20 protein-coding genes are annotated in these 23,215 nt (G+C 40.6%); 4 read left to right on the top strand and 16 right to left on the bottom strand.

What is annotated here, in order from left to right:
• Positions 1 to 637: 637 nt before the first annotated feature.
• The 3 genes from ytpR to pepA all read right to left on the bottom strand — a co-directional run bounded on the left by ytpR (position 638) and on the right by pepA (position 2,840).
• Positions 638 to 1,252 (bottom strand): YtpR family tRNA-binding protein, encoded by a 615-nt coding sequence (gene ytpR, locus LI951_RS11915; RefSeq protein ID WP_229442311.1) that lies wholly within the window; start codon positions 1,250 to 1,252, stop codon positions 638 to 640.
• 178 nt (positions 1,253 to 1,430) lie between these two features.
• Positions 1,431 to 1,754 carry a thioredoxin family protein gene (locus tag LI951_RS11910; RefSeq protein WP_202066488.1) on the bottom strand — a complete coding sequence of 108 codons (324 nt, stop codon included), beginning with the start codon at positions 1,752 to 1,754 and terminating at the stop codon, positions 1,431 to 1,433.
• Positions 1,755 to 1,763: 9 nt separating this feature from the next.
• On the bottom strand, positions 1,764 to 2,840 hold the full coding sequence (gene pepA / locus LI951_RS11905) for a glutamyl aminopeptidase (RefSeq protein WP_202066486.1): 1,077 nt from the start codon (positions 2,838 to 2,840) through the stop codon (positions 1,764 to 1,766).
• A gap of 250 nt (positions 2,841 to 3,090) precedes the next feature.
• Here pepA and LI951_RS11900 point away from each other — a divergent pair, with 250 nt between their 5' ends.
• On the top strand, positions 3,091 to 3,426 hold the full coding sequence (locus tag LI951_RS11900) for a peptidase (protein WP_229442310.1): 336 nt from the start codon (positions 3,091 to 3,093) through the stop codon (positions 3,424 to 3,426).
• A gap of 727 nt (positions 3,427 to 4,153) precedes the next feature.
• Here LI951_RS11900 and trmB read toward each other — a convergent pair.
• The 4 genes from trmB to LI951_RS11880 form a co-directional block, all read right to left on the bottom strand.
• Positions 4,154 to 4,801, bottom strand: a complete 648-nt coding sequence (gene trmB, locus LI951_RS11895; protein ID WP_229442309.1) for a tRNA (guanosine(46)-N7)-methyltransferase TrmB — start codon at positions 4,799 to 4,801, stop codon at positions 4,154 to 4,156.
• Positions 4,802 to 4,956: 155 nt separating this feature from the next.
• The gene (gene dat / locus LI951_RS11890; RefSeq protein ID WP_229442308.1) at positions 4,957 to 5,808 is read right to left on the bottom strand and encodes a D-amino-acid transaminase; all 852 of its coding nucleotides are present in this window, start codon (positions 5,806 to 5,808) and stop codon (positions 4,957 to 4,959) included.
• 3 nt (positions 5,809 to 5,811) lie between these two features.
• The gene (locus LI951_RS11885) at positions 5,812 to 7,029 is read right to left on the bottom strand and encodes an ABC transporter permease (protein ID WP_229442307.1); all 1,218 of its coding nucleotides are present in this window, start codon (positions 7,027 to 7,029) and stop codon (positions 5,812 to 5,814) included.
• 1 nt (position 7,030) lies between these two features.
• On the bottom strand, positions 7,031 to 7,768 hold the full coding sequence (locus tag LI951_RS11880; RefSeq protein ID WP_202066477.1) for an ABC transporter ATP-binding protein: 738 nt from the start codon (positions 7,766 to 7,768) through the stop codon (positions 7,031 to 7,033).
• A gap of 430 nt (positions 7,769 to 8,198) precedes the next feature.
• On the opposite strand from LI951_RS11880, the gene LI951_RS11875 reads away from it, so the two are divergent.
• The 3 genes from LI951_RS11875 to LI951_RS11865 all read left to right on the top strand — a co-directional run bounded on the left by LI951_RS11875 (position 8,199) and on the right by LI951_RS11865 (position 10,452).
• Entirely contained in the window at positions 8,199 to 8,627 is a 429-nt protein-coding gene (locus LI951_RS11875; protein WP_229442306.1) for an HIT family protein, read from the top strand.
• Entirely contained in the window at positions 8,628 to 8,987 is a 360-nt protein-coding gene (locus LI951_RS11870) for a YtxH domain-containing protein (RefSeq protein ID WP_202066473.1), read from the top strand.
• Between the two features lie 463 nt (positions 8,988 to 9,450).
• Positions 9,451 to 10,452, top strand: a complete 1,002-nt coding sequence (locus tag LI951_RS11865) for a peptidylprolyl isomerase (protein ID WP_202066471.1) — start codon at positions 9,451 to 9,453, stop codon at positions 10,450 to 10,452.
• A 319-nt stretch (positions 10,453 to 10,771) separates the two neighbouring features.
• On the opposite strand, the gene LI951_RS11860 is transcribed toward LI951_RS11865, so the two are convergent.
• The 9 genes from LI951_RS11860 to LI951_RS11820 form a co-directional block, all read right to left on the bottom strand.
• Entirely contained in the window at positions 10,772 to 11,869 is a 1,098-nt protein-coding gene (locus LI951_RS11860; RefSeq protein ID WP_202066469.1) for a DUF916 and DUF3324 domain-containing protein, read from the bottom strand.
• A gap of 92 nt (positions 11,870 to 11,961) precedes the next feature.
• Positions 11,962 to 12,591 (bottom strand): WxL domain-containing protein, encoded by a 630-nt coding sequence (locus LI951_RS11855; protein ID WP_202066467.1) that lies wholly within the window; start codon positions 12,589 to 12,591, stop codon positions 11,962 to 11,964.
• A 12-nt stretch (positions 12,592 to 12,603) separates the two neighbouring features.
• Entirely contained in the window at positions 12,604 to 12,999 is a 396-nt protein-coding gene (locus LI951_RS11850; protein WP_229442305.1) for a hypothetical protein, read from the bottom strand.
• Between the two features lie 18 nt (positions 13,000 to 13,017).
• Positions 13,018 to 14,532 carry an adhesive domain-containing protein gene (locus LI951_RS15250; protein WP_229442304.1) on the bottom strand — a complete coding sequence of 505 codons (1,515 nt, stop codon included), beginning with the start codon at positions 14,530 to 14,532 and terminating at the stop codon, positions 13,018 to 13,020.
• A gap of 491 nt (positions 14,533 to 15,023) precedes the next feature.
• Complete coding sequence (locus tag LI951_RS11840; RefSeq protein ID WP_202066456.1) at positions 15,024 to 15,965, bottom strand: 3'-5' exoribonuclease YhaM family protein; 942 nt, start codon at positions 15,963 to 15,965, stop codon at positions 15,024 to 15,026.
• 2 nt (positions 15,966 to 15,967) lie between these two features.
• Positions 15,968 to 18,682 (bottom strand): ATP-binding protein, encoded by a 2,715-nt coding sequence (locus tag LI951_RS11835; RefSeq protein ID WP_229442303.1) that lies wholly within the window; start codon positions 18,680 to 18,682, stop codon positions 15,968 to 15,970.
• Entirely contained in the window at positions 18,682 to 19,908 is a 1,227-nt protein-coding gene (locus tag LI951_RS11830) for a metallophosphoesterase family protein (protein WP_229442302.1), read from the bottom strand. Before LI951_RS11830 ends, LI951_RS11835 begins: the two co-directional genes overlap by 1 nt.
• A 222-nt stretch (positions 19,909 to 20,130) precedes the next feature.
• On the bottom strand, positions 20,131 to 20,472 hold the full coding sequence (locus LI951_RS11825; protein WP_202066450.1) for a YlbF family regulator: 342 nt from the start codon (positions 20,470 to 20,472) through the stop codon (positions 20,131 to 20,133).
• Between the two features lie 68 nt (positions 20,473 to 20,540).
• On the bottom strand, positions 20,541 to 22,703 hold the full coding sequence (locus tag LI951_RS11820; RefSeq protein WP_229442301.1) for a PBP1A family penicillin-binding protein: 2,163 nt from the start codon (positions 22,701 to 22,703) through the stop codon (positions 20,541 to 20,543).
• Positions 22,704 to 23,215 lie beyond the last annotated feature (512 nt).

The raw sequence follows: 23,215 nt of genomic DNA, 5'->3' as shown, positions 1-23,215 counted from the left end.
AGCGTAGGAGCAAAGCCCCTCCATGCTTCGAGGATCGGAACGAAGTCCTTCAATTCTTAATGGCTCTGCCGTTTAGAAATTGATGAGATCGAAACGAAGTGTAGTGTAGTGAGAACCGTAGACACAGAAAAACGGCTACAGCGTAATGGGTTGTATCGAGAATCGTTAGACTCATAAAGACAGTAGTTCTGGAAATAAATCACTACGATTGACTCGTCAGAGTAGATGATGCATGATGCCTACTTGGTTCTTGAGACAGAACACTTCTGTCATAACCTCTTTGCAGTTCCTCGCACTTGCTACAATAATCAGTTTTGCAGCTGCGATGGTATGATCCTCAAGACTGTATCTCCAGTAAGAAAGCCTCAGTGCACACACCCGAGGTCTTTTTGTCTGGATTCAGATTTTTTTCTTCAGTTCTTTTTACTGAATGATTTCTTCTCTATCCCTTGCTATTACTGAGTTTGTTAACCCCCAATTTTATAATCCCTTTAATGTCAAAAAAAGACTCAGTCTAGAAGCTGATTTACTCGTCTTTCTATCAGATGCTGTCGTACAGCTTCTAACCGAAAAAGTCCAATCACCGCGACTGCGTCCTTTTCTTTTTATCTTTATTTTGCTTGCATTTTAATCTTTCTTATCCGCCAATCGGAAAAGCTTCTCCCACTACCGCATCGAACGACAGCTCCAAAATACCTTTTTTCTGTGGTGCATCAGGAATATTCAGCTCTCTGGCAGAACAGATCATTCCCCAGCTTTCTTCTCCGCGAAGCTTACCGGGCCAGATCATCATTCCGTCAGGCATCATCGCACCGGGCTTAGCTACCACTACTTTTTGACCGGCTTTAATATTTGGCGCACCACAGACAATTTGAAGGATTTCTCCATTGTCCACTTCTGTTTTTGTAATAGATAAGTGATCAGAATCTGGATGCTTTTTACAGGATTTTACAAAGCCTACCACAATTTTTGGTTTTGTATCTGCAGCCAGAGTTTCTATAAAACCATTGACAGCCAATTCTTTGTTTAAACGATTAATTTGTTCTTCCGTTAATTCTACTTGTCCAGTCCCTTTGATCTCACCAAGAATGGTTGATGCCTTAAAAATATTCCACGCAACCACCTCACCCTTGTCAACAGTGACTTTGGCTACATTGCCTTTGCGCTCCACGTAGTTTTCTTTTGCTTGATCATCCGCAACAATAATCAGCAGCACATCACCTACATGCTCTTTATTATATGAAAAAATCATTTATCTTCCTCCTCCACTCTGTTCCTGTACTATCTTAACAAAAAAGCCGGTATCTGCCTATCTTTTCTTACAGGTCGGCAGTCCCTCAAAAAAACCGGAAAAACCTTTTCAGTCTTCACCGGTTTCGTTTTATTTGTTGTATCGTTTCTGCTGTTTGTCAGCTTTTATCTGAGGTCTTTTATTTGGAACTTTCCAATCCATTTAAGAAGTCTGCAATTTCCTGTTTGGTTTTGCGGTCTTTATTGACCAGTCTTCCCAACTCCTTACCGTTATCCACAACGACAAAGCTTGGAATCCCAAAGATATTCCATTGAGCGGCAACATCGATAAATTCATCCCGATCCACCTGAATAAACTGATAATCAGAGAATTCTTCTTCAATTTCAGGAAGTGCAGGCTTTATAAAACGGCAGTCTCCACACCAGTCTGCAGTAAAAAAGAAGACATTCTTGCCATTTTCCACATAACCGGCTAATTCTTCCAGATTTTTAGGTATAATCACAGCTTTCGCCTACTTTCCATAAATAATTGTATTGACTGTTGTACGGTCCAGTCCTTTTAGAACCTGAATCAGCATCTCTCTTGCCGCTTCAAAATCTTTGATGCTGAACATGGTTTGATGTGTATGAATGTAACGTCCGCAGACACCAATCACTGCACTTGGTACACCGTTATTTGTTGTATGCGCTGCACCAGCATCTGTTCCGCCTTTGGAAACAAAATACTGATAAGGAATGTTGTTTGTTTCCGCTGTATCCAGCAGATACTCACGTACACGCGGCAATGTAATCATTCCCGGATCAAAAATCCGCAGCAATGTACCTTCACCTAAATGACCATAGGTACCTTTTTTTGTTTTAATATCATCCGCTGCTGAACAATCCACCGCAAAAAACAATTCTGGTTTGAATTTATGAACAGAAGGTTTTGATCCGCGCAAACCAACTTCTTCCTGAACATTTGCTCCGGCAATCAGCGTATGTCCCAGAGTCTCATTCTGCAGCGCCTCTAATGCTTCCAGCACCAATGTACAGCCATAACGGTTGTCCCATGATTTTGCGATAATATTCTTACCGTTCGCTGTTTTGATGGTTTCCGTTTTAGGAACAATTGTATCACCTGGGCGAACGCCGTATTCTTCAGCTTCCTCTTTTGATTCAAAACCAGCATCAAACAGGACATCTGTTACTTCCAGTGTTTTCTGACCATTTGTTCCCCGCAGTAAATGCGGCGGAATAGACGAAGAAATACAAGGATAGTTGCCTTTCCCCGTTTTTAAAGTAAAACGCTGTGCGGAAACAACATAAGGATTCCAACCGCCCAGAGGGACTACTTCAAACAGTCCGTTGTCTTTAATCTGTGTCAGCATAAACCCGACTTCATCCATATGTGCAGCCACCATGACTCTTGGCGCATCCAACTCTTTTCCGCGCTTCAGACCGAAAATCCCCCCCAATCCATCATACTGAACCTCATCAACTAAAGGCGTGATATGCTTTTTCATATACGCACGAACATCTTCTTCTGCTCCGCTGGTCCCCTGTAATTCTGTTAATTCTTTAATACGCTGGAATGTTTTTTCTTCCATTTCAATCCCTGCCTTATCGTCGTTTTAAGCTCAGAAAAAAATACCTCCTCAGCACCGTCAAAATCAGAACGGATGTGGGATTCAAACACGCATTTTTTCCTGTCATTTTTACAATTCTTTCTAATTATAACGCAAAATAACGGCAATGCACATTTTTTCGGTTCTTTCTTTGGCGTACTCTGTGTTAGAATGGTATTATATAGGATAATAATATTTAACAATACTCTTAAATAAACGGAGGGTGTTCCTGATGGGTGAAGAAAACGAATTAAACTATTTTAGGAGCGGCTTGGCCTTGGGCGCCGGTTTGGGCGTTATCAGCGGTGTTCTGTCTGCTTTATGGTATCAAAAAAAACGAACGATTGATGCAGATTCTGTACTGGAGAATGTAAAGGCTGCGTTCTTAAAAGAAGGTCCTATTGAAGGCTCTTGGATTGAACTTGAAAAAAAACCATTAAGAAAATTTGCGATTCATTCCAAAACATATAACGGGGGAGTTTCTCGGGTTGAGGACGGTTCGTTGGTTCAGTATGCATTTGTCGCAGATGCACAGACTGGTACGATAATTGAAGTCAATCGCTTATAAACATTGGAATACAGATGAAAGGCCATTCTCCGTGGGCCTTTCTTTTTTTATAGAATGAGACGGAGGAAGAACAAACACGGAAAAGGTGTAGGGTGGTATACACTGCTCTGATTGAAATAAATGGACAGCCATTTATGTTCATCCTTAAGAGGTTGCTAGTATGCGAACTGACAATTCTGTGAATTTGGAAAACTTCATTACTATACTATATTTTAAGAGCTTGCTTCTACGCTTCTTCGAATGCTCGTCGCATGTGTAAGAGCTTGCTCCTACGCTTCTTCGAATGCTCGTCGCATGTCTTTTGGCCATACAAGACATGCTGTATGCGCAGCCTCGATAAATATTCCTTGAATAGAGGCTAGCTCATCTATGGGGTATTAGCAGAATAATATGCAACGCTCTGATGGGGATAAATTTGTCAGAATTTATTCCATATACAAAGAAATAGCTGTAGGCATACTGAGAATAAGACTGATTTTATGAAATAAATGTAAATGTACTCGATGAATTGCTGGAGCATACCATTATTTCTTTAGCTGTTGCCAGCGACTTCGTTAAACAACAGGCACAGACGGCGAACAATTCAGCAGGTGTCGGCTTACATTAAAATTGAAAACCATCAGCAGATTGGACGAGGTACCATAAGCCCCAACACAGACAGAGGCTGCTTTTATCTGTTTGAGCTCATCGCAGCTTTTGCCTTTACTGATGGTTTAACTTTACTTATTTATTCTTCTGCCTGAAATCTTGCTTCCACCCGATAAATCGGCTGACCTTTGGCAGAGAATTTTTCTTCATACTCTGTCATGATATTGCCTTCATAAGAACTGCTGTGAAGATCCAGCCAAACCTGTTCAATAATCATGCCGTATTTTGAAAAACTGCCCAGTGAGTATTCAAACAATCCCTGATTATCCGTTTTAAAATGAATTTCGCCATTTGGCTTTAAGATTTTTTCATCCACTGCTAAAAATGGTTTCGATGTCAGTCGGCGTTTTTCATGCCGCTTTTTCGGCCACGGATCGGAGAAGTTTAAATAAATCTGATCCACTTCATTTTCAGCAAAATACTGGGTCAGGGCTTCGCCATTCACATGAAGCAGCTGCAAATTCGGCAGTTCTTCTTCCAGTACTTTTTCCAGAGCGATTGAAAGCACACTGACCTGCATTTCAATACCAATATAATTAATCTCAGGGTTGGCTTTAGCCATACCTGCAACAAACTGTCCTTTCCCTGTGCCGATTTCAATGTGAATCGGATAGTCATTGCCAAATCGTTCGTGCCAACGTCCCTGCCACTTTTCAGGTTCATCTACCACATATTCCGGATGTGCAGCTAAAAGCTCTTCTGCTCCCGGTCTTTTTCTTACACGCATTTCAGGATTCCTCACTTACTATGATCTTTTATATTTTATAAATAATACATCTATTCAAAACATACAACAAGCCTGAGAATGGTGGATCTCTCAGGCTTATGTTCTTTCTAAATTTATACGTTCTTTTCATTCACTTGTCAATGGTCAATGGTATTCTAATTACAGATACGTTCCACTTCAGCCATATATTCATTGTGCAGCTTCTGCGTGATTCCTCCCGGCCGTCCGCTGCCAACGACATGGTCTTCGATTTTAACAACAGGGACCACTTCAATCAGTGAACCAGAGATAAAGCATTCATCTGCTGAAAATAGTTCTTCTTTATCAAATGCTTCCTCTTTAAGCGGAATGCTTAGTTTTCCTGCAAGCTCTACCAGTTTCTTTTTCGTGATACCTGGTAAAATCAGATTACCATCTGGATGTGTATACATCGTGCCGTCTTTCACCATCCAGAAATTCGCTGCAGAAGCCTCAGTCACTTTACCGTCACGGATCTGAACCGCATCTTCAAACCCTCTGCTTCTTGCATGCTCCAGTGCCATTACATTACCAAGCAAGCTCAGTGATTTTATATCACAATGCAGCCAACGGGTATCCGGAACAATTCCAACACCGATTCCTTTTCGCTGCTTTTCTACAGGACGGTCATACGGAATAACATTCGCAGTCAGCACACCTGTCACATTTAACGGATCGGGCAGCACATGATTACGTGGAGAATCAATCCCTCTGGTAATTTGGAAGTAAAGCTTTCCTTCTGTAATTTCTTCTACAGCAACCAGCTCCTCCAGCTTTTGACTGAGTGTTTCTTTCGTGAACGGAAGGACCAGCTTAATCTTTTCGGCTCCCAGCCACAAGCGTTCCAAATGTTCTTCCTTCATGTATAACTTCCCGTTATACACACGAATTACTTCATACAAACCATCACCATACTGATAGCCGCGGTCTTCCATATCAATTTTGACTTCTCCACGATCAACGATTTGATCATTCCATAAAACCTTCATTCATTATCCCTCCATTTTCTTCAAACGCTGCGGAACATAGAGCTTTGTAAATACAATTACTTCAACAACCAGTGCCGCCACAACCAACAGTCCTTCCGGCTTATTCGGCAATGCAATTAAGGTAAGAATACTGAAAATTGCGGCGGCCGTGAATAACAGAACCATCAGCAGAAAACTGACCGCCTGTTTCCTTTGAGTTGCGGGCGCTGGATACAACTGGGTCATCACCATGTAGTCAAACTGACTGTAAATCGGTATCATCTGGAAACCCATCAAATACAGAAATACGATAGCCGCACCTAATGACATAATGAAGTCATTGGAAAAGTAAAGAATCACACCGCCCAATCCCAAAAGACGAAGGAATAGTCCGCTATATTCAGAGCCTCTGAGAAAGCTGCGGGCATACAGATATAAATACGTATTTTTATTTTCTTTTTTAATCTTATTAAGAAGAGGATCAAATGCTTTTCTTCTTTTTACACTTCCTGTGATTTCTGGAACATCTGTAAATAAGTTGATAAACCGGTAAATCTGGTACATCCGGTTATTTTCTTTTTTGATCATCTTTTCCCAGTCCAGAGAGATACCTGCTTTTAACTTTGGTAAAAAGTAACCTAACATTCCGCACAAGATAATCGCAACAATTAGTCCGGCCAAAGGCACCACATACAGACTGGCCGCTATCGCCGCTGCACTTCCCAACAGCCAAATCAGCTGCCACTGCTGACTTTTATTGCCCGGAATTTGGTAGAGATCAAACTCCTGCCATTTCAGATGAGTAAACTTCAACAGCAGCAGCATAAGCAGATAATAGATAAACGATACGAAGGTCTCCCTTGTAGTTACTACTACCAACGGCATTGTCATCCCGCTGATTAAAAAAATAGAGACAGCGGGAAGAATTGCTGAATAGCTCAATGCTCGTTTAAAATAGCCCGGCATCTCCGCTTCCTTCGGCAGAATAAATACTTTGTCTGCTTCCTGTGTCAAGGTTGCCAGCTTGCCGATAAAAAGAATTGCCAGCCAGATCAGAAGAACCAAAGGCCTGCCCCAGACAAATTCTTCAGGCAGATTTTTCAGAAATTCTGAGTAATAAAAGCCCAGTCCCCCCAATAGAAAAACACAGACGATTACAAAATGATCATTAAACACATACTGCATATATTTCATCATTTTTTTCAAATGACGGGATAGACGCATACGATACAGTTCCGACATACTACCCCACCTTTTCTTCCTTAGTCAGTGCAAGATAGATATCATCCAATGATGAGTCCGGCAGATTGAATTCTACTCGCAGTTCTTCCATCGAACCAACTGCTCTAATTTCACCTTCATGAAGCACAACGAAACGGTCACAGTATTTCTCCGCAGTAGCCAGAATATGTGTGGACATCAAAATGGCTGCTCCTTGATTCCGCATCTCATCCATCAATTCCAGCAACGCATGAATCGCCAATGGGTCCAGACCTAAAAATGGCTCATCGATAATATACAGACTTGGCTCAATTAAAAAGGCACAGAGCACCATCACTTTCTGCTTCATCCCTTTTGAAAAATGTGCCGGAAACCATTCCAGCTTATTTTCAAGGCGGAAGGTTTTCAACAGTACATCTGCTCTGCGAAATGCTTCCTCTACGGATATATCATACGCCATTGCCGTCACTTCAATATGCTCCTTCAACGTCAATTCTTCATATAAAGAAGGTGTTTCAGGAATATAGCCTATCTTCTTGCGATAGCTCTCCGGACTATGATTCAGTGTCTGGCCATCAATCAAAATCTTTCCCTTTTGAGGAGTCAGCAAACCAATAATATTCTTAATCGTCGTACTCTTGCCGGCACCATTTAACCCAATCAGTCCAACCATTTCTCCGGCTTTTACTTCAAAATTTATATCTTTCAAAACAGGAACATGACCGTAGCCCCCTGTTAAATGCTCAATTTTCAAGCTCATCTTATTGCCTCCAAATTTTTTAATGATTTTATTATAACACGAGGCAAAGATAAAATGGCTCTGAGAGGAATAATTTTAAACTATCTATTTCTATCCTTCCTTTTACATAGAAAGAAACTATTTTTTGACTATTTTTGCTTTGATCATTATCAAAACAGATCGATAAAAAGGTCTTTAAACCAACATACTACTCCAAACATAAGATTTCCCGAAAATTGAGCAAAAACCGATGCTGAATCCTTCTCACTTGGCTGAGTCCGGTAAGAAGATAATTGAAAGACACCACTCTCTACAGACCTTAATCAGCTTATTATTTCAAAAAAATAAAATTTTCATTTATATCATGTAGACAATTGCGGAACTCTTACACATTTTCAGACAGATATGGTAAAGTAAAAGGAAAGTAAATGCTTATGAAAGAAGGTTTATCATGAAAGATTGTATCTTTTGTAAAATTGCCAATAAAGAAATTCCCAGTTATAAAATCTATGAAGATGACACAGTCTACGCTTTTTTGGATATCAGTCAGACAACAAAGGGGCATACGCTGTTAATCCCAAAAAAACACGTGACGGATATTTTTGAGTATGATGCTGATCTGGCGGCAGAAGTGTTTGCCCGCATTCCAAAAATCGCTCTGGCACTGGAAAAAGCTTTTCCAGAAATGGAAGGATTAAATATCGTAAACAATAATAAAGAGTTGGCTTATCAGTCTGTCTTCCATTCCCATGTCCATCTTATTCCCAGATATACCAAAGAGGACGGTTTCAGTATGCGTTTTGCTAATAATCAGGAAAATTATACACAGGAAGAACTGCAGGAAATTGCTGCAGCTGTTGAAAAGCAGGTGAATGTTTAAATGAAAGGATTTATCAAAGGATTATTATTCGGCTCTGTTGTAGGCGGAATCGGCGGACTGTTTATGGCCCCTCGTAGTGGAAAAGAAACCAAGCAGAAAATTATTGATGAAATCGATGACTGGAAGTATCTGCACGATGATTTCAACGAAAAACTGGCAACATTCAAAACAAACCTGGCTGATTTCCAGGAAACTGCTGAAACTGTGATTCCTCCATTTGTAAAAGGAATCAATAAAGATATTACGAATTTTAATTTTCAGGCGAAGCCTCGTCTGGAAAAAATTCAGGAGCAGCTGACTAAAATCCAGAATGAACTGCCGGAAATGCCTGAACTGGAGGAGAAAAAGGAACAAGAATAGCTGTTGCGGCTCTAACCATGACTATCAGACTATTTCAATTGATATTGAGGCCAGCAATGCAGCGACAGCTGACTGAAGAGCCTCCGTACACCGAGGCTCTGAACGAAGTCCTTCCTAATCGATAGGTGTCCTATAGAAATTAATAGATCGAAATTCCCAGCAGTGAGAACCACAGTTGCAGAAAGTCGATGAAAATACTCTATTTCAATGCAGCCTTCCTATCGGGAAAAAACTGTCCCATCCTCTCTTACATGAAGCTTTTCCGAGGAAATTTCTCCTTTTTTTCTGCTTCCTTAATTAATTTTCAAATACTTCATTTAAATTGTGTCCTAAGTTTGAAAATTTATTGAAACTATCAAATCTATGTTTCTTTTCGAGCATGGATTGTGGTATAGTAGTAAACGTGAGAAATTCCTTTCTACATAAAAATGCAAAAATACGACTATTTAGGAGTGCTAAACGAATGAAGAAAAAATTAATTTTAGCTGCAGCGAGTGCCATGGCAGTATTTACATTAGCAGCTTGTTCAGGCGGTTCTGACAATATCGCAACAATGAAAGGTTCAACAATCACTGTTGAAGATTTCTATGACAGAATCAAAAATGAAAGCACAAGTCAGTCAACTGTAGCAAACATGATTATCTTCAAAGTTTTTGAAGACAAATATGGGGATAAAGTGACAGATAAAGAGATTGATGCTGAATTTAACAAAACAAAAGAAAGTGCTGAAGCACAAGGTTACAATTTTGATGACTACTTGTCGGAAGCAGGCTATACTACTAAATCTTACAAGGCATTGATCAAACAAGGGCTTGCATACCAAAAAGGGCTTGAGGCTAATGTTGATGTAACTGAAACTGACATCAAAACAGCATGGACGTCCTTCCATCCTGAAGTAGAAGCTCAAATCATTACAGTTGCTACTGAAGATGAAGCAAAAGAAATTAAAGCTGAATTGGATAAAGACGGTGACTTTACTAAGATTGCCAAAGAAAAATCTACAGATACAACTAAAGAAGATGGCGGGAAAGTAACCTTTGACTCTACTTCTACTACAATCCCTGCAGCTGTACAGGAGGCTGCTTACAAACTGAAAGACGGTGAAGTGAGTGAGCCAGTTTCTGCAACTGACAGTACTGGTTACCAAACTATCTACTACCTTGTGAAAATGACTAAAACATCTTCTAAAGGGAACGATCTTGAACCTTACAGAGAACAATTAGAAGAAATTGCCAAGGAAACACAAATGGCTGACCAAACATTTACTTCTAAAGTAATCAGTGATGAACTGACAGCTGCAAACGTGAAGATCAAAGATGATGCATTCAAGAATGTGTTGTCAGGCTACATGCAGACAGAAAGCTCAAGCACAGCAACTGAAGAGTCTTCAAGCTCTTCCTCTGAAAAATCTTCTGATTCTTCAGAAACAGAATCTTCATCAAGCACAACTGAATCTTCAAAATAATAACAATGATAGATAAAAAAAGTCAGCTGAGTATTCAGCTGGCTTTATTTTTAGGGTTCTACATCAAATTGTATTGGTAAGATAAAAAAACTGAATAAAAGCGCAGAGCTAGGAATAAAAATCAGAGAACTCCTGGTTTTATTTTAAGTTCTTCTGTTTGGAGAAGAGAAACTTTGCCAATTACCCGGTCAGCGAAGCTTGCAGGCATTTAATGCTTTGCCTTGAGTTTGAGGTTGTGACAGAAGTGTTCTGTCACAACCTCAAAACCAACTGCACTTAACCATAGAAAACAGCTTAATTTTTTGAAGGACGCTCCTGTTTATTCTGCTTTAGTTTTTACCGCTTGAGCTCTCGGGCGTTTTTTTCTCTTTTTATGCTTTTTAGCTAGCTGCTTCTTCAATTTTCTATTCTTGTTAATCGTGATAATCACCACAACAGCCAATGCCAACAAAACAGCTATCAATGCCACTGTTGACCATGGAATTTCAAAGTCGGATTTTTGAACTGTAACATCCTGTTCATTCATATCTGCAGCTTCTTCTTTGGTCACTGTAAATTGAGGACTGCCTTCCCATTCACCCTGATCATTGCTTACTTTGATATCTACGGTATACTCGCCGCCTTCAAACTCTTCCCCATCAAACGGAATTCTGAAAGGAAACAAGGTATTGGGCGCAATACTCAGCTGTTCTTTTTTACCTGTCAAAACTTCTTTTCCATCCAGTAATACTGTGTAGTCGATGTTCACTTTTTTCACATAAGCTGCTGCTGTATTTTCAATTCCTACTTCAATGACATTTCGGTAATTCGCCTGATCAGCTTTTGCTCCGGTAATCGTCACCTCCGGTTGGACTTCCTGTCCATCTGAATGAATCAGCAAAGCTATCTCTCTTGAAAAGACATTTTTTACATTTCCTTCTGTTTTTTCATCAGACACCTCTTCGAAATAGATACCACCTGCCAAAACTCCAGAAAACTTTTCTTCAGGCATTTTGACCGTTAACGTAACATCCTTCGTCTGATTTGATTCCAGCTGAATATTTTCCTCGCTTAATGTAACGAGTTGTTCAATATCATAAGATGCGGATTTAGAGGTATCTTCATTAATTCCGGAATATTCAATCACTCCGCCGCTGTTGGTCACTGCTCGGTTAAACGAAGCTTTCAATGAAAGAGTTTTTTCACTTTTATTCACCAATGTTATCGCCAGTTTCTCTTCCTTTCCCGGATCAAGAGTCACATCGAAATAAGATAAGTTCTTATCAGACTGACTGTCTGGCACTTGAATACTTGCATCAAAGCTGTTCAACGATTCTCCATGAACCAGTGAGGGAAAAGCAACTAAGTTGAAAATATAAATAATAGCTATCGCTGCTGCAAAAATAATCGGTTGGTATGTACGGCGTTCTCTCTTCATATCATTCTCCTCCAGGCTGATAATACAAGTTCTTAAAAATTGGGGCAAAATTTACGTGTACAGATTTTGCCCCGATTTCGTTCATTTAGTTTTTAAACTGGTGTAGCTGATAATGTCCAAGTAAGTGTTGTTTGATAATTTGCTTCATTTTTATCTACATCTTTAGGAACAAACAATTCAAATTTAGTTAACGCCAAAGATGTTTCCCCTTCACCTTCACCAGGTGCTGCTGTTAAAACATCTGCTGTTGTTCCTAATTCTAAATCTAACGTACTGTTGGCAATTGTAGCACCTGTTGGGATAGAGCTCAGATTATTTGTAATTGCACCGGCATCAATAGAAAGTGCTGCACCTGTCAATTCGCTTGTGCCATCACTGAATTGATCTGTTTGTAGTACTTTTACTGACCAGCCTGAAGCTTCATCGCCACGGTTATCACTCACAGCAACCGCTCCGGTAGTCAATGCTGATGTTTGTACACCATCAACTGTTGCAACCCAAATTTCATCTTCAGTTGACTGAATTTTGTGTGAACCGAAGTTCAAGTTGGTTGGTAATGATGCAGCCGGATCGCCTGTTTCCGGATCAAAGATCAATTCCCCTGGTGCATAGTTTACTGTCGCATCTGTGGTTTTGTCCTCCGCAAAGCTTGTAGTACCAAAGCCTAAGCCAATTCCTAATAAAATCGCAGCAGATAATAAAATAGTTGTATGTTTTTTCATGTTTTTCTCCCCCTATATCCTTTTCAAATTATAAATAGCGATTAATACAAAGATTACTCCCACGACAACAAAAAGATAATTGACCGTGTCGTTGGTTTTTAGAAAATTCCCATCCGTACCTTCTTTGACAATTGGAGCAGACTGCCCGGAATTTTGAGGCTGCGTAGGAGCGCCTGAATTCTGAGTGTCAGTAGTACTGGTACTGCTGCTGTTTGTAGTGCTGCTCTCACTTGTAGAAGAGCTGTCGTCAGTGGAACTTTCAGATTGGGTAGAACTTTCTGTACTACTCTCCTCAAAGTAATGGATATTTCCATTTGTAACAGTTGCCTGAGCCTGTTGTGAGGAAAATAAGAAAGTCAGGGTGATGCTTCCCAAAATTAACAAGAAACAATTAATCTGCTTTAACAATTTCACCATTCCTCCTCACTAGGGACTCTCTGTTACAGTCCATACAAGTTTCGTGTTATATTGCCCGGTTTGCTTATCGGTATTCTTTGGAACAAACAATTCAAACTTTGGAATCTCAAGTTTAGCTGTTCCGGTTGTAGAAGTTCCAAAAACAGCCATAACTTCCTGCTGCGTATTATCAGACAGATCCATCGTTGTACCACTGATACTTCGTACATTGGCAGAGGAAAAATCTGATGTCAAAGTTCCGCCATAGATTTTAAGTTTGGCGGCTCCCAGCGCGGCAGCCTCGTTTGTCAACTGCCCAACACGCGTCACTTTGACCTGCCAGTTTTTGGCTGTCGATCGTGTATCTGTCACTTGAATTGTTCCCACCGTATCGGCTCCTCCGGCAGCCCCTCCCTGAGTTGCTGCAAAGGTCTCATCCAGCTTGGTCTGAATAGAATGAGTCCCGAAGTTTAATGAATCCGGCAGTAATGTTTGATCCAGCATAAATGTTTCTCCAGCAAAATAGATTGTTGAGACAGCATCAGCTGTACTCAGTAAATTGACATCGATCAGGTTGGATCTGATAACTGTTCCGGTAAATTCAGCATCCAAGTTACTGGTGATACTGCCCGGTCCTGAAACATTGGTAGGCATATTAATGGTCGTATTGCCTAATGCAGAGGCATCCGCTAACTGCTGGACTCCTGTACCTCCCAATGTGAGTAAAGGTTTTGCAGCGGCAATTGCTGATGTAACTGATAATTTTACCGGAGCCAATACCGTATTAATCGTCAGAGCTGAGGCGGTGCCAATAAGCCCTGTTCCTGTTGCCTGCAACGCATTTACTGCATTGGACAAGTCAGTTAAAATTGTCGAAACATTGTTCGCCAGAATAGGTCCTAAACCATCATCTAACGAAAAATACAGTGCACGACCATCATCGGTCAGCGTCATCGGCTGGATAAATTGAGCAGCACTCAAACTACCAACAGAATTCAATAAATTGATTTGTCTGTTCACTTCATCCAGATTTAACGTAACACCGGTTAATGGAGCAATCGCTCCGTTTTGAATATCTGAAAGCAAATTAACCAGATTGTTGACTGCCGTCAATGTTGCAGTCAGCACCGCTACCTTACTAATATCCACCGTCACATTGGTATTAACTGTAGCCTGTCCTCTGGCGGTTACTTTGTTTGCCAGTTCCGGTGGAATAACCAGCACACCATATTTCTTACCTGTCAAATTCACTGATACATTTGCCAGTGCTTCACCCGTAATTGTAAAATCTACGGCCTGATTACTGACTGTAGGCTGCCATCTCACTGTTGGCGTTGTATTACTGTTATTGACTGTCTGTAAATTAGATAATATCTCTACATCCAGTACAGCTGCTGAAGCTTCTTCACTGCGAAAAAAATACCCGAGCATCCCTGCAAATGACCCTGCGACGAACAAGTTGATAACGAGGCTGCAAACAAATAAATCTTTTATACTAAGAAAACGCTTATAGCTACTCCTAATTCTCCCTCCCTTAACACTCACTCATATCTCTTCCTTTCATTTTGTTTTCTTAGCGCCAACGTATCTGAGTAGATTATAGGATCGAAAAAAATTTAAATCTAATACAATGCTTACAAAAAACAAATTTTTTTTTGTTTTAAAATATAAATGTTATCTATATATCTAAAATTTTTTCGTTGATTAAATTGTTTTATGTTCTTTTATAGTATTTATTCTCAAATTGTATTTTATATAAAGTGAGGTTTTAATTCCGAATAAACAGAAAAAATTACTGTTATTTTACAAATTGAAATTTTCTGATAAAAAATTTGAAAATGGTTATTTTTATTTCGATGAATTTATATTTAACAGATGAATATATTTTTGATTAGCTAGGTTACCTTTTCATTATTTCCCATCAATTTTTACCAAACAGTGTTTTTTCTCTGTGGAACTAATTATTTTTCTACAAAAAAAGAAGCCCCTTAAAAACAGGGCTTCTCGACTGATTACTTTGATTAATTCGTTATTTTCTATTTTTTTGGAACATAAAAACTTCGATTATCCATTCCAAAGATCCGATCCGTATAATCCCCCGGTTCTGTCTGACGAATAGAGGTCAGCATCATTTGGATGGATGCATCCATATTATCAATTTGATGCAGAATTTCCGCTTCCATAAGTCTTGGTCTTACAGGAGACCCGTATTCCAGCAAGCCGTGATGTGAAAGAACCATATGCCGTAACAGCGTGACATCTTCTTCTGTCTCATCAATTTTCAATGCTGCACAGGCTTTCGTAATTTCCTCATCCACCAAAACCAGATGACCAATCAAATTTCCCACTAGTGTATATTCTGTACTCATGGCACCAGAAAGTTCTTTTACTTTTCCCAAGTCATGAAGAATAATTCCTGCATACAGCAATGGCGCATTCACCTCAGGATATTCTGTACAAATGGACTTTCCAAGTCTCAGCATAGTCAGTGTATGATATGCCAGACCATGAGCAAAAGCATGATGATTGCGTTTAGCAGCAGGAAAATCGAAGAATTCTTTCTGATACTTCGTCAGCAAATGACGAACAATCCTTTGCCAGCGGGCATTGGTAATTTCAAAAATAGTCTGATTGATTTCTTCTGCCATATCCTCCCGCTTCAATGGTGCCCGTTCCATATAGACAGAAGGCTCATTGGGTTCATCAGAGCGCGCGAGGCGCATATGGATAATTTTCACCTGAGGATTTCCCTGATAAACTTCTCTCTTGCCGTTTAGGAAAATGACCTTCCCGGCTTCAAACCGCTGAATTTCTTCTTCTGATGCGTCCCAGTACTTTCCATCAATCGTTCCGGAAGTATCCTGAAACGTAAAAGCGATAAATTTCTTGCCGTTTTTTGCAATACGTACATCTGCATTTTTTATCAGTAAAAATAATTCAAAGATTTCATCTACAGCTAATTCACGAATTTTCTTCATGTCTATTCTCCCTCCAGTTGTACAACAGGCTGTTTTTCCTCTTGATAGTAGCTTACCATTTCTTGGTCAGAAGAAAAACAAATAATTTGATGGTTTTCTCCAAAAAGTCTAAACAGCTTTGCCAAATGTCGTTTCCTTTGGCTGTCATAATGCAGCCATCCGTCATCAATCATTACCGGACAGATGCTTTTTTCTCCCATGAGAGCCAAAAATGCTAGGCGGACAGCCATCACCAGCTGATCTTTCGTTCCGGTCGAAAGATCGTAAATCGCAAAATCCCGACCTGCAGCATCCTTAACGATCAACTGCTCATTCTCCAGCTGTACCTTTAGATATGCACCAGCTGTCACTACAGAAAAATAATAGGTCGCCTTTTTCAACAGTGAAGGAAGCTGTTGATCAGATAATTCTGTCAGCAAATCCATTAACAGCTGACCAGCCAGTTTATACCCTGTCCAGTCAGAAGCAAGTGCCTCAATTTCAGCTCTCATTCCTTCACGTTTTTGGTACAGCTGGTCAAGCGTTCCATCTTCAATCATCAGCTTTCTTTGATAATCCAGACGCTGTTCTTCTTTTTGAAGATGGAAAATTTCATCTTCTGCCCCCTTCAATTCAGCATTCAACTGATACTTCCGATCATTGAGCTGGCTTAAAGTAGTATTTTCTTCATAGAGATTCATCAGAAGCCGCTCCAGTTCCTTCTTTCGACTGTCTGTTGTCTGAGTCTGCTGATAATCCTGCAGCTTTTCTGGTACATCATCAATAGCTAAAATCTGATATTTATAAAGGAGCGACTGTGCTTCTTCAAATACTCTATGCTGTTTCTCTTTTACTTCCTTGATCGACTGTTTTGTGTAACTATCTGTCCGACTCTCCTGCAGCAGACGATGCTGCTCCATCTGGTCAGTAAAATTACTGATAATTTTTACTCGTTCTTCCAAATTTTTCCCAACAATCGGCAGCCAGTTCACGTAACGCTCAGTCTGCTTCAGCCAATCACCGGCAGTTTTACTTTCTGTTTCTATCTGACGAAACAGTTCTTTGTTTGTGTTCATCAGCAGAAGATAACGTTTGATATCTTCTTTATGGTTCATCCAAAGCTCCAGGCGGTTCATTTTCCCTAAATGATTTGCTCTGGCTTGCTCAAAAATATACTTATTTAATTGAGCTTCTTCTTTTTCAATCCTAGCCATCCGTTCTTCTGTCTGATTCAACTGTGCACTCAGATAGTCTAAATTAGACAGCTTCTGCTGCCATTGCTGCTTCACTTCATCCTCTGTACTTCTCTGCGGAAGAAAGAATACAGCTCCGGCTGTTCCTCCGCAAATCAGGGCGAAAATCCATGACAGCCAGCAAACTGGAGAGCTCAGCAGCAGGCCGCCGACCACACCCATGAGTGCTGCCAGAAGCAAGCCTAACAACAATGCTGTATTGGTTTGGTGCTTCTTTTTTCTTTGATTTCGTTGGAAAATCTTTTGATTGGCTGACTCAAAAGCTTCCAAGTTTTTTTCCTGACTATCCAGACTCTCAATAAGAGAGCGCTGATTTTCTTCCTCCGTCTGCATTTGAACCCTTTGCGTGATAAATTTTTCACGAAGCTCCTTCAGCTGCTGATCTTCAAAAAAAAGATGCGGAGGCTGTTCTTCGGTCCAGTCCCATTTTTGTTCAAGAGCGAACAGTTCCTGCTTGTTCTGAGCAGCGGATTCTCTCATCCAGCCGATTTCAGACAGCAGCTTGCTGATGGTATAACGCTGAGCCAGAAAATACTTCAAATTTTCTTCTTCCCTCAGGTAAAATAAATACTCTGGCAACAGCTCTTCTCCATCAAACGATTCCTGCAAAGTTCTATTTAGACGCTCTGTTTCCTGCTTCAAAAATTTGTGTTCCTGATAAAGAGCCAGCAGATGCTCGCTTTCTTGAGGTTCTACGGTTATTTTATTCGGATGTATTTGTTTTTGGAGTTTCTGCAGCTCTTCAAAAAGCGGATAGTTAATCAGTTGTTTTTCCACTAGACTCAATTGTTCTTTTCTTTCACTAACTCGTAAGCGCTGCTCTGCAATAGCTTCACTTGTCTGCTTGAGCTGGGCCACCACAGAACCAAATGTCTGCTCTTCCTGCTCTTTGTTTCTGATTTTTTCAGACAGTTTCTGGTAAGCTGTCAACAAACTGTTCAGCGGCGGTCGGGCTCCTTTACTCTTATAGATTTCCTGTGCCTGTTTGAAATAAGCCTCTCGTGTCTTCAACAGCTGATCGCTTCCGGAAATCCCCAGAGCCAGCAAAGCTGTCTGCAACTCTTCTTCCTCAAGATTTCCCAGCTGAGACAGCTGTTCCTGTTGAAAGGTAAAAACGGATTGAAAAAGCTCTTTCGTTAACGGATGAAGAACCTTTTTCAGGAGTTCTTCATCCCCGACCTGTTCCCCTATATAGACTTTGGCCTGCCCTTTATTCATTTCTTTAAAACGCTCAATTTGAACCTTTCCATAAACCGGATGCTCCAACCATAAGCGTCCACCATAGCTGCCGCCATTTTTCGGAAGATAACTCTTTCTTTTTTTCCCTTTAGCAGGAAACCCAAATAGAAGAGCTTGGATAAACTGATAAATCGTGGATTTTCCAGCTTCATTACTGCCATAGACAAGCTGATTGCTTCCTGAAAAATCAATGGTTTTCTGATTCCATTTCCCAAAGCCGACAATCTCTATTGAAAGGATTTTCATTATTGATCCTCCTGAATTCTAAAACGTTCTTTTATTCGCTGATCTGCTAGCTTCACACAGTTTTTCCGCCAGGCCTCATCTGTCAGTCCCAGATGAGAAATTACCGGATGCTGCTGCAGCTCTTTTGTTGCTTCCATGAAAATTTCAGGCTGCAGATAGTTTTTTTCAAGCTGATCAAGCAGCCTTGGATCGGCAGTAACAAGAATTTTCTGAAATGCAGAGCTTTCTTTAACTGACAGCTGAAAGACAAACAGGTTCTGTACCTGATTTGCCAAAGCCTGTTGGAGATAAGCTAGGATTTCCCCATTTTCACAGGACATCACAAACTCTTCACCCAATTGATGTGTGTCGTTTAATTGAATTTCATTCAATATAAACGTGTTGTACTGATGTGCCTGCCTCAGCAGCTCTGCTTCTAAATATGCCAGTGCCTCTTTCTTCGTTTGGCAGTCTGCCAGAGAATATTCAGAATATTCCCAGCGAACTTCTTCAACAGAAATAAACTGTGTAGCGGCATGGTGATCTCCCAGTGTCACTAATCCGGCTCCTTGAATCCCCTGCTCTTTTTTTGTATGCCCCTGAGGCGTTCCCGGATAGACAATCAACGGGTCTGCACTTAGAATCTGCGGCTGATGAATATGCCCCAGCGCCCAGTAATCATAGCCAAAAGCTTTCATTTCTCCCAGAGAAAACGGTGCATATCTGGACTGATCCCCCATAGATACATCCCCATGGTATACGCCAATATGAATATCTGAATCTGCTGATCGAGCGGGATACTCGGGCAGTTTGCTTTCCTCAATCCACGGCTGCAGGTAACTAAATCCCGAAACTGCCACCCGCTCATTCTGTTTTGTTATAAAATAGTGGGTTTCAACCTCTTCTTTTTCGAATAAATAAACATTTTCCGGAAAATTGAACCAATAGCGTTCCGGATCAAAATAATCATGATTGCCGAAGCTGATGATCACATGAATTTCTTCACTGGCAAGCCTCTGGAGCTCCTCAAAGAAATAAGCCTGAGTCTGAATAGACGTCCTGCTTTGATGAAACGTATCACCGGAAAAAATCACCGCATCCACTTGATTGGTCAAGGCAGCATCAACAAGTTGATGCAGTACCTGCCGATTGGCTGTTCGAAGTTTTTCTGCCAGTGCTTCCGGCAAATCCGGCAACCCTTCAAATGATCGATCCATATGTAAATCTGCTATATGCAATAATTTCATTTTAAATGCTTCTCCATCCTTCAAGCTTTTCTTTATCATATCATTTTATGGAAAATCGGTCAGTAAAAATATACGAAAATTCGTTCGGTTTTCATTTTTTCAACCCTCTTTTAATAAAGTTGATGGTTTTTATGAAGGTTTGCTTTTTCTATTCTAAAAAAGAAAAACCGCAGCTGAAGCATTCAGCTGCGGTTCTCTCTATTTTTTCTGCTGTTTCGTTTCTTAGTTTTCGTATAAATCCCGAATAGGCGTCATGATAATACGATTCAGATCGTTTACAATCATGCTGAAGGCCTGTTCTTTTTCCATCATTTTATTGATTAATTCCGTCCCCTGAACTTCCGTTGCCAGACTTTGGGCTTTTTGCGCATCTTCTTCTGAAAAATCTTCTCCGCGCATTTGTTTTTCCTGTAATTCCTGTTGGAAAGACTGGAATTCTTTAAACAATTTAAATGCTGGTTCATCTGCCTGCACAGCCTTGTAAGCCTGCTCCAGGGCTTCAAATTCAGTTAATGTTCTCAATTCACGTTCTAGCTGGTTTGCTGTATCATAGATATTCGTCACAGGTTCGTCCTCATTTCTTCTAGATAGTTTCTTTTATTGTAACATTGTTTCATGTCTTTTTAAAAATCTTATTCACCCATCAGTCCGCCAAAGAAATCTTTTACGCCCTCTTTTGTATTTTCCCAGCCTTCTTTGATCTGATCCCCGATGTTCTTGGCACCTTCCTGTACCTGATCACCAATATCCTTCACACTGTCCTTCCAGCCGCTGGTTCCAGCATCAGAAGCCGCTTCACCTGAAGCAACTACCTGTCCGCCGGTTGCATAGGCATCTGCTACTGTGAACGAAGACGGAGAAGCTATATTAGCCAAAATCCCGCCTGCCTGACTGCTAAAGACGTTGGAAGCAAATGTAGCACTGGTCCCTTCCAAATAATGGGTTTCATCTGTATGTTCATAGCCCAGCCAAGTGGCAATCACAACGTCCGGTGTATAACCAATAACCCACTGATCATTTGTTTTCGTACTGTCAAATCCCGTTTCCGTTGTTCCGGTTTTTCCGGCCATCACATACCCATAAGGGTCTGCATTTATTCCGCTTCCTGAACTGAATACACCTAAAAGCATACTGGTAATTTCATCTGCCGTTTCCTGAGAGATGATCTGTGAACCACTTGGCTCACTGTTATCTACCACAACTGCTCCGGTCGAATCTACAATTTTGGTAATCAGATGGGCTTCCATCAGCTGCCCGCCATTTGCAAACGCTGTATAGGCTGCTGCCATATCCAACGGAGAAACACCTGTTTCAATACTTCCCAAAGCTAGCGGATAACGTTTATCGGCTTCATTTAGCGGAATACCAAATTGCTTGGTTTTATCATAACCTTTGTCCAGGCCTATCTGATTCAACAGCCAGATTGCCGGGGCATTCAGACTATCGCCGAGTGCCTGATACATCGGAACTTCTCCGCTAAATGTACGGCTGAAGTTCTGTGCCGGATAGTAATCCTGCAGCTGATCCTGTAAAATGCTGTCAGGCTTGTATCCTGCCTCCAAGGCTGGCGTATAAACAGAAATAGGCTTTAAAGAAGAACCTGGTGAACGCTTTGTCTGCGTAGCAAAGTTAAAGCCGCGATACACATGATCGCCACGACCGCCGACTATCGCCTGAACACCACCCGTTTTAGGATTTAGTGCCACAGAGCCACTTTCAACCTGTACCCCATCTTCTGCATTTGGAGGAAACAGTGCCTCATTTAAGTAAGTCTGATCCATCGCCTGCTGATAGCTTTGATTTAATGCTGTATAAATCTTATAGCCCTTATTCAGCAGATCCTCCTCTGATATTTTATAGCGCTGTACAGCTTCATCCACTACAGCATCAAAGTAATACGGATAACGATAGTCTGCTCCGGTTCCTTCATATCCATCATATAACAAGCCGGCAATATCCACATCTGCTTCTGCATTCGCTGTTTCCTGATCAAGCATTTCATTTTCGACCATTAATTGAAGAACAGTATCTCGTCGATTTGCCGCATTTTCAGGATAGTCAATCGGATTGAAAATCCCCGGTCCTTTCAGCATACCAACCAGTGCTGCAGCTTCACCAACTGTAACTTCAGAAGCACTGACACCAAAATATTTTTTGGCGGCATCTTCAACACCCCAAACTCCGTTGCCAAAATACGAGTTATTGAGATACATAGTCAGGATATCTTCTTTTGAATACTTTTTCTCAATTTCAATTGCCAGAAATAGTTCTTTGGCTTTACGATCAAAGGTTTGTTCCTGCGTTAAATAGGCGTTTTTAGCCAGCTGCTGTGTAATGGTACTCCCACCACCGTGACCAAGTTTGCCAAAGGTCAGCTTGCCGACAACTGCACGTGCAATTCCTTTGATGTCATATCCGCTGTGATTATAAAAGTTGCGGTCTTCTGTGGAAATTACCGCATCCTGAATATAAGGAGAAATCTGTGCCAGCTCAATATACGTTCCTTTCTGACCAAAAAGCTTTCCGGCTTCGTCATTATTTTCATCATAAATAATCGTTGACTGCTGAAGACCTTCCTTCAGCGTTTTTACGTTTGCGGCTTTTGCCAATGTAAATAAATAAATGCTGATAACCAATACAGTAACCATTCCCAACAGCAGAATGATTTTATTAATCTGATATTTTTTCCAAAGACGTTTTCGCCACTGATGCAGACGAATCAGATAAGGCTTCAGCCAGAGCCAAAATCGTTTTAAAACGCTGCCCGTCTTTCTCATAAATTCTTTAAAATCCATAGACGCTCCTCTTTTGATGTTTTCCTTATTCTAACATAATTGACAGGCTGTTCTATAAGCCTAGAGAATGATTTTTAAACCTGCTAAGACGCAGTTTCCCACATTTTACCATGATTTCCTTTTGAAATTATGTAGAAAATATTAAGAATTTAATAGGATGTGTACTTGTACACGCTGTCTACATCCAGAGTCTGCCGCTCCTGCTATTGAGACCACAGTCAAACCGCCCGATCAGAACGCGGTTGTGACAAAGCTTCTCCATGCGACAAGTAATCAGAGAGGCATGAAGGAGCTTTGCTTCTACGCTTCTTCGAATGCTCGAATCATACAAAGACTGGAACACCGTTTATTCGGTTTTAGGGATCTCAGACATACTTATATCACGGTCCCGTCTATCTGTTCTCAAAGAGTTTACTTTTAAAAGATGTTAATAAAAGCTAAAGTTTCATCATGCATTTTTTTAAATTTATCAAAAAAATAGACACAAAAAATTCACATCTCCCTTGTAATAT

Source organism: Enterococcus sp. BWT-B8, from assembly GCF_020567625.1.
GTDB lineage: Bacteria > Bacillota > Bacilli > Lactobacillales > Enterococcaceae > Enterococcus_L.
The sequence above is the reverse complement of the archived record's forward strand: the minus strand, read 5'-3'. Positions and strand labels throughout refer to the sequence as shown.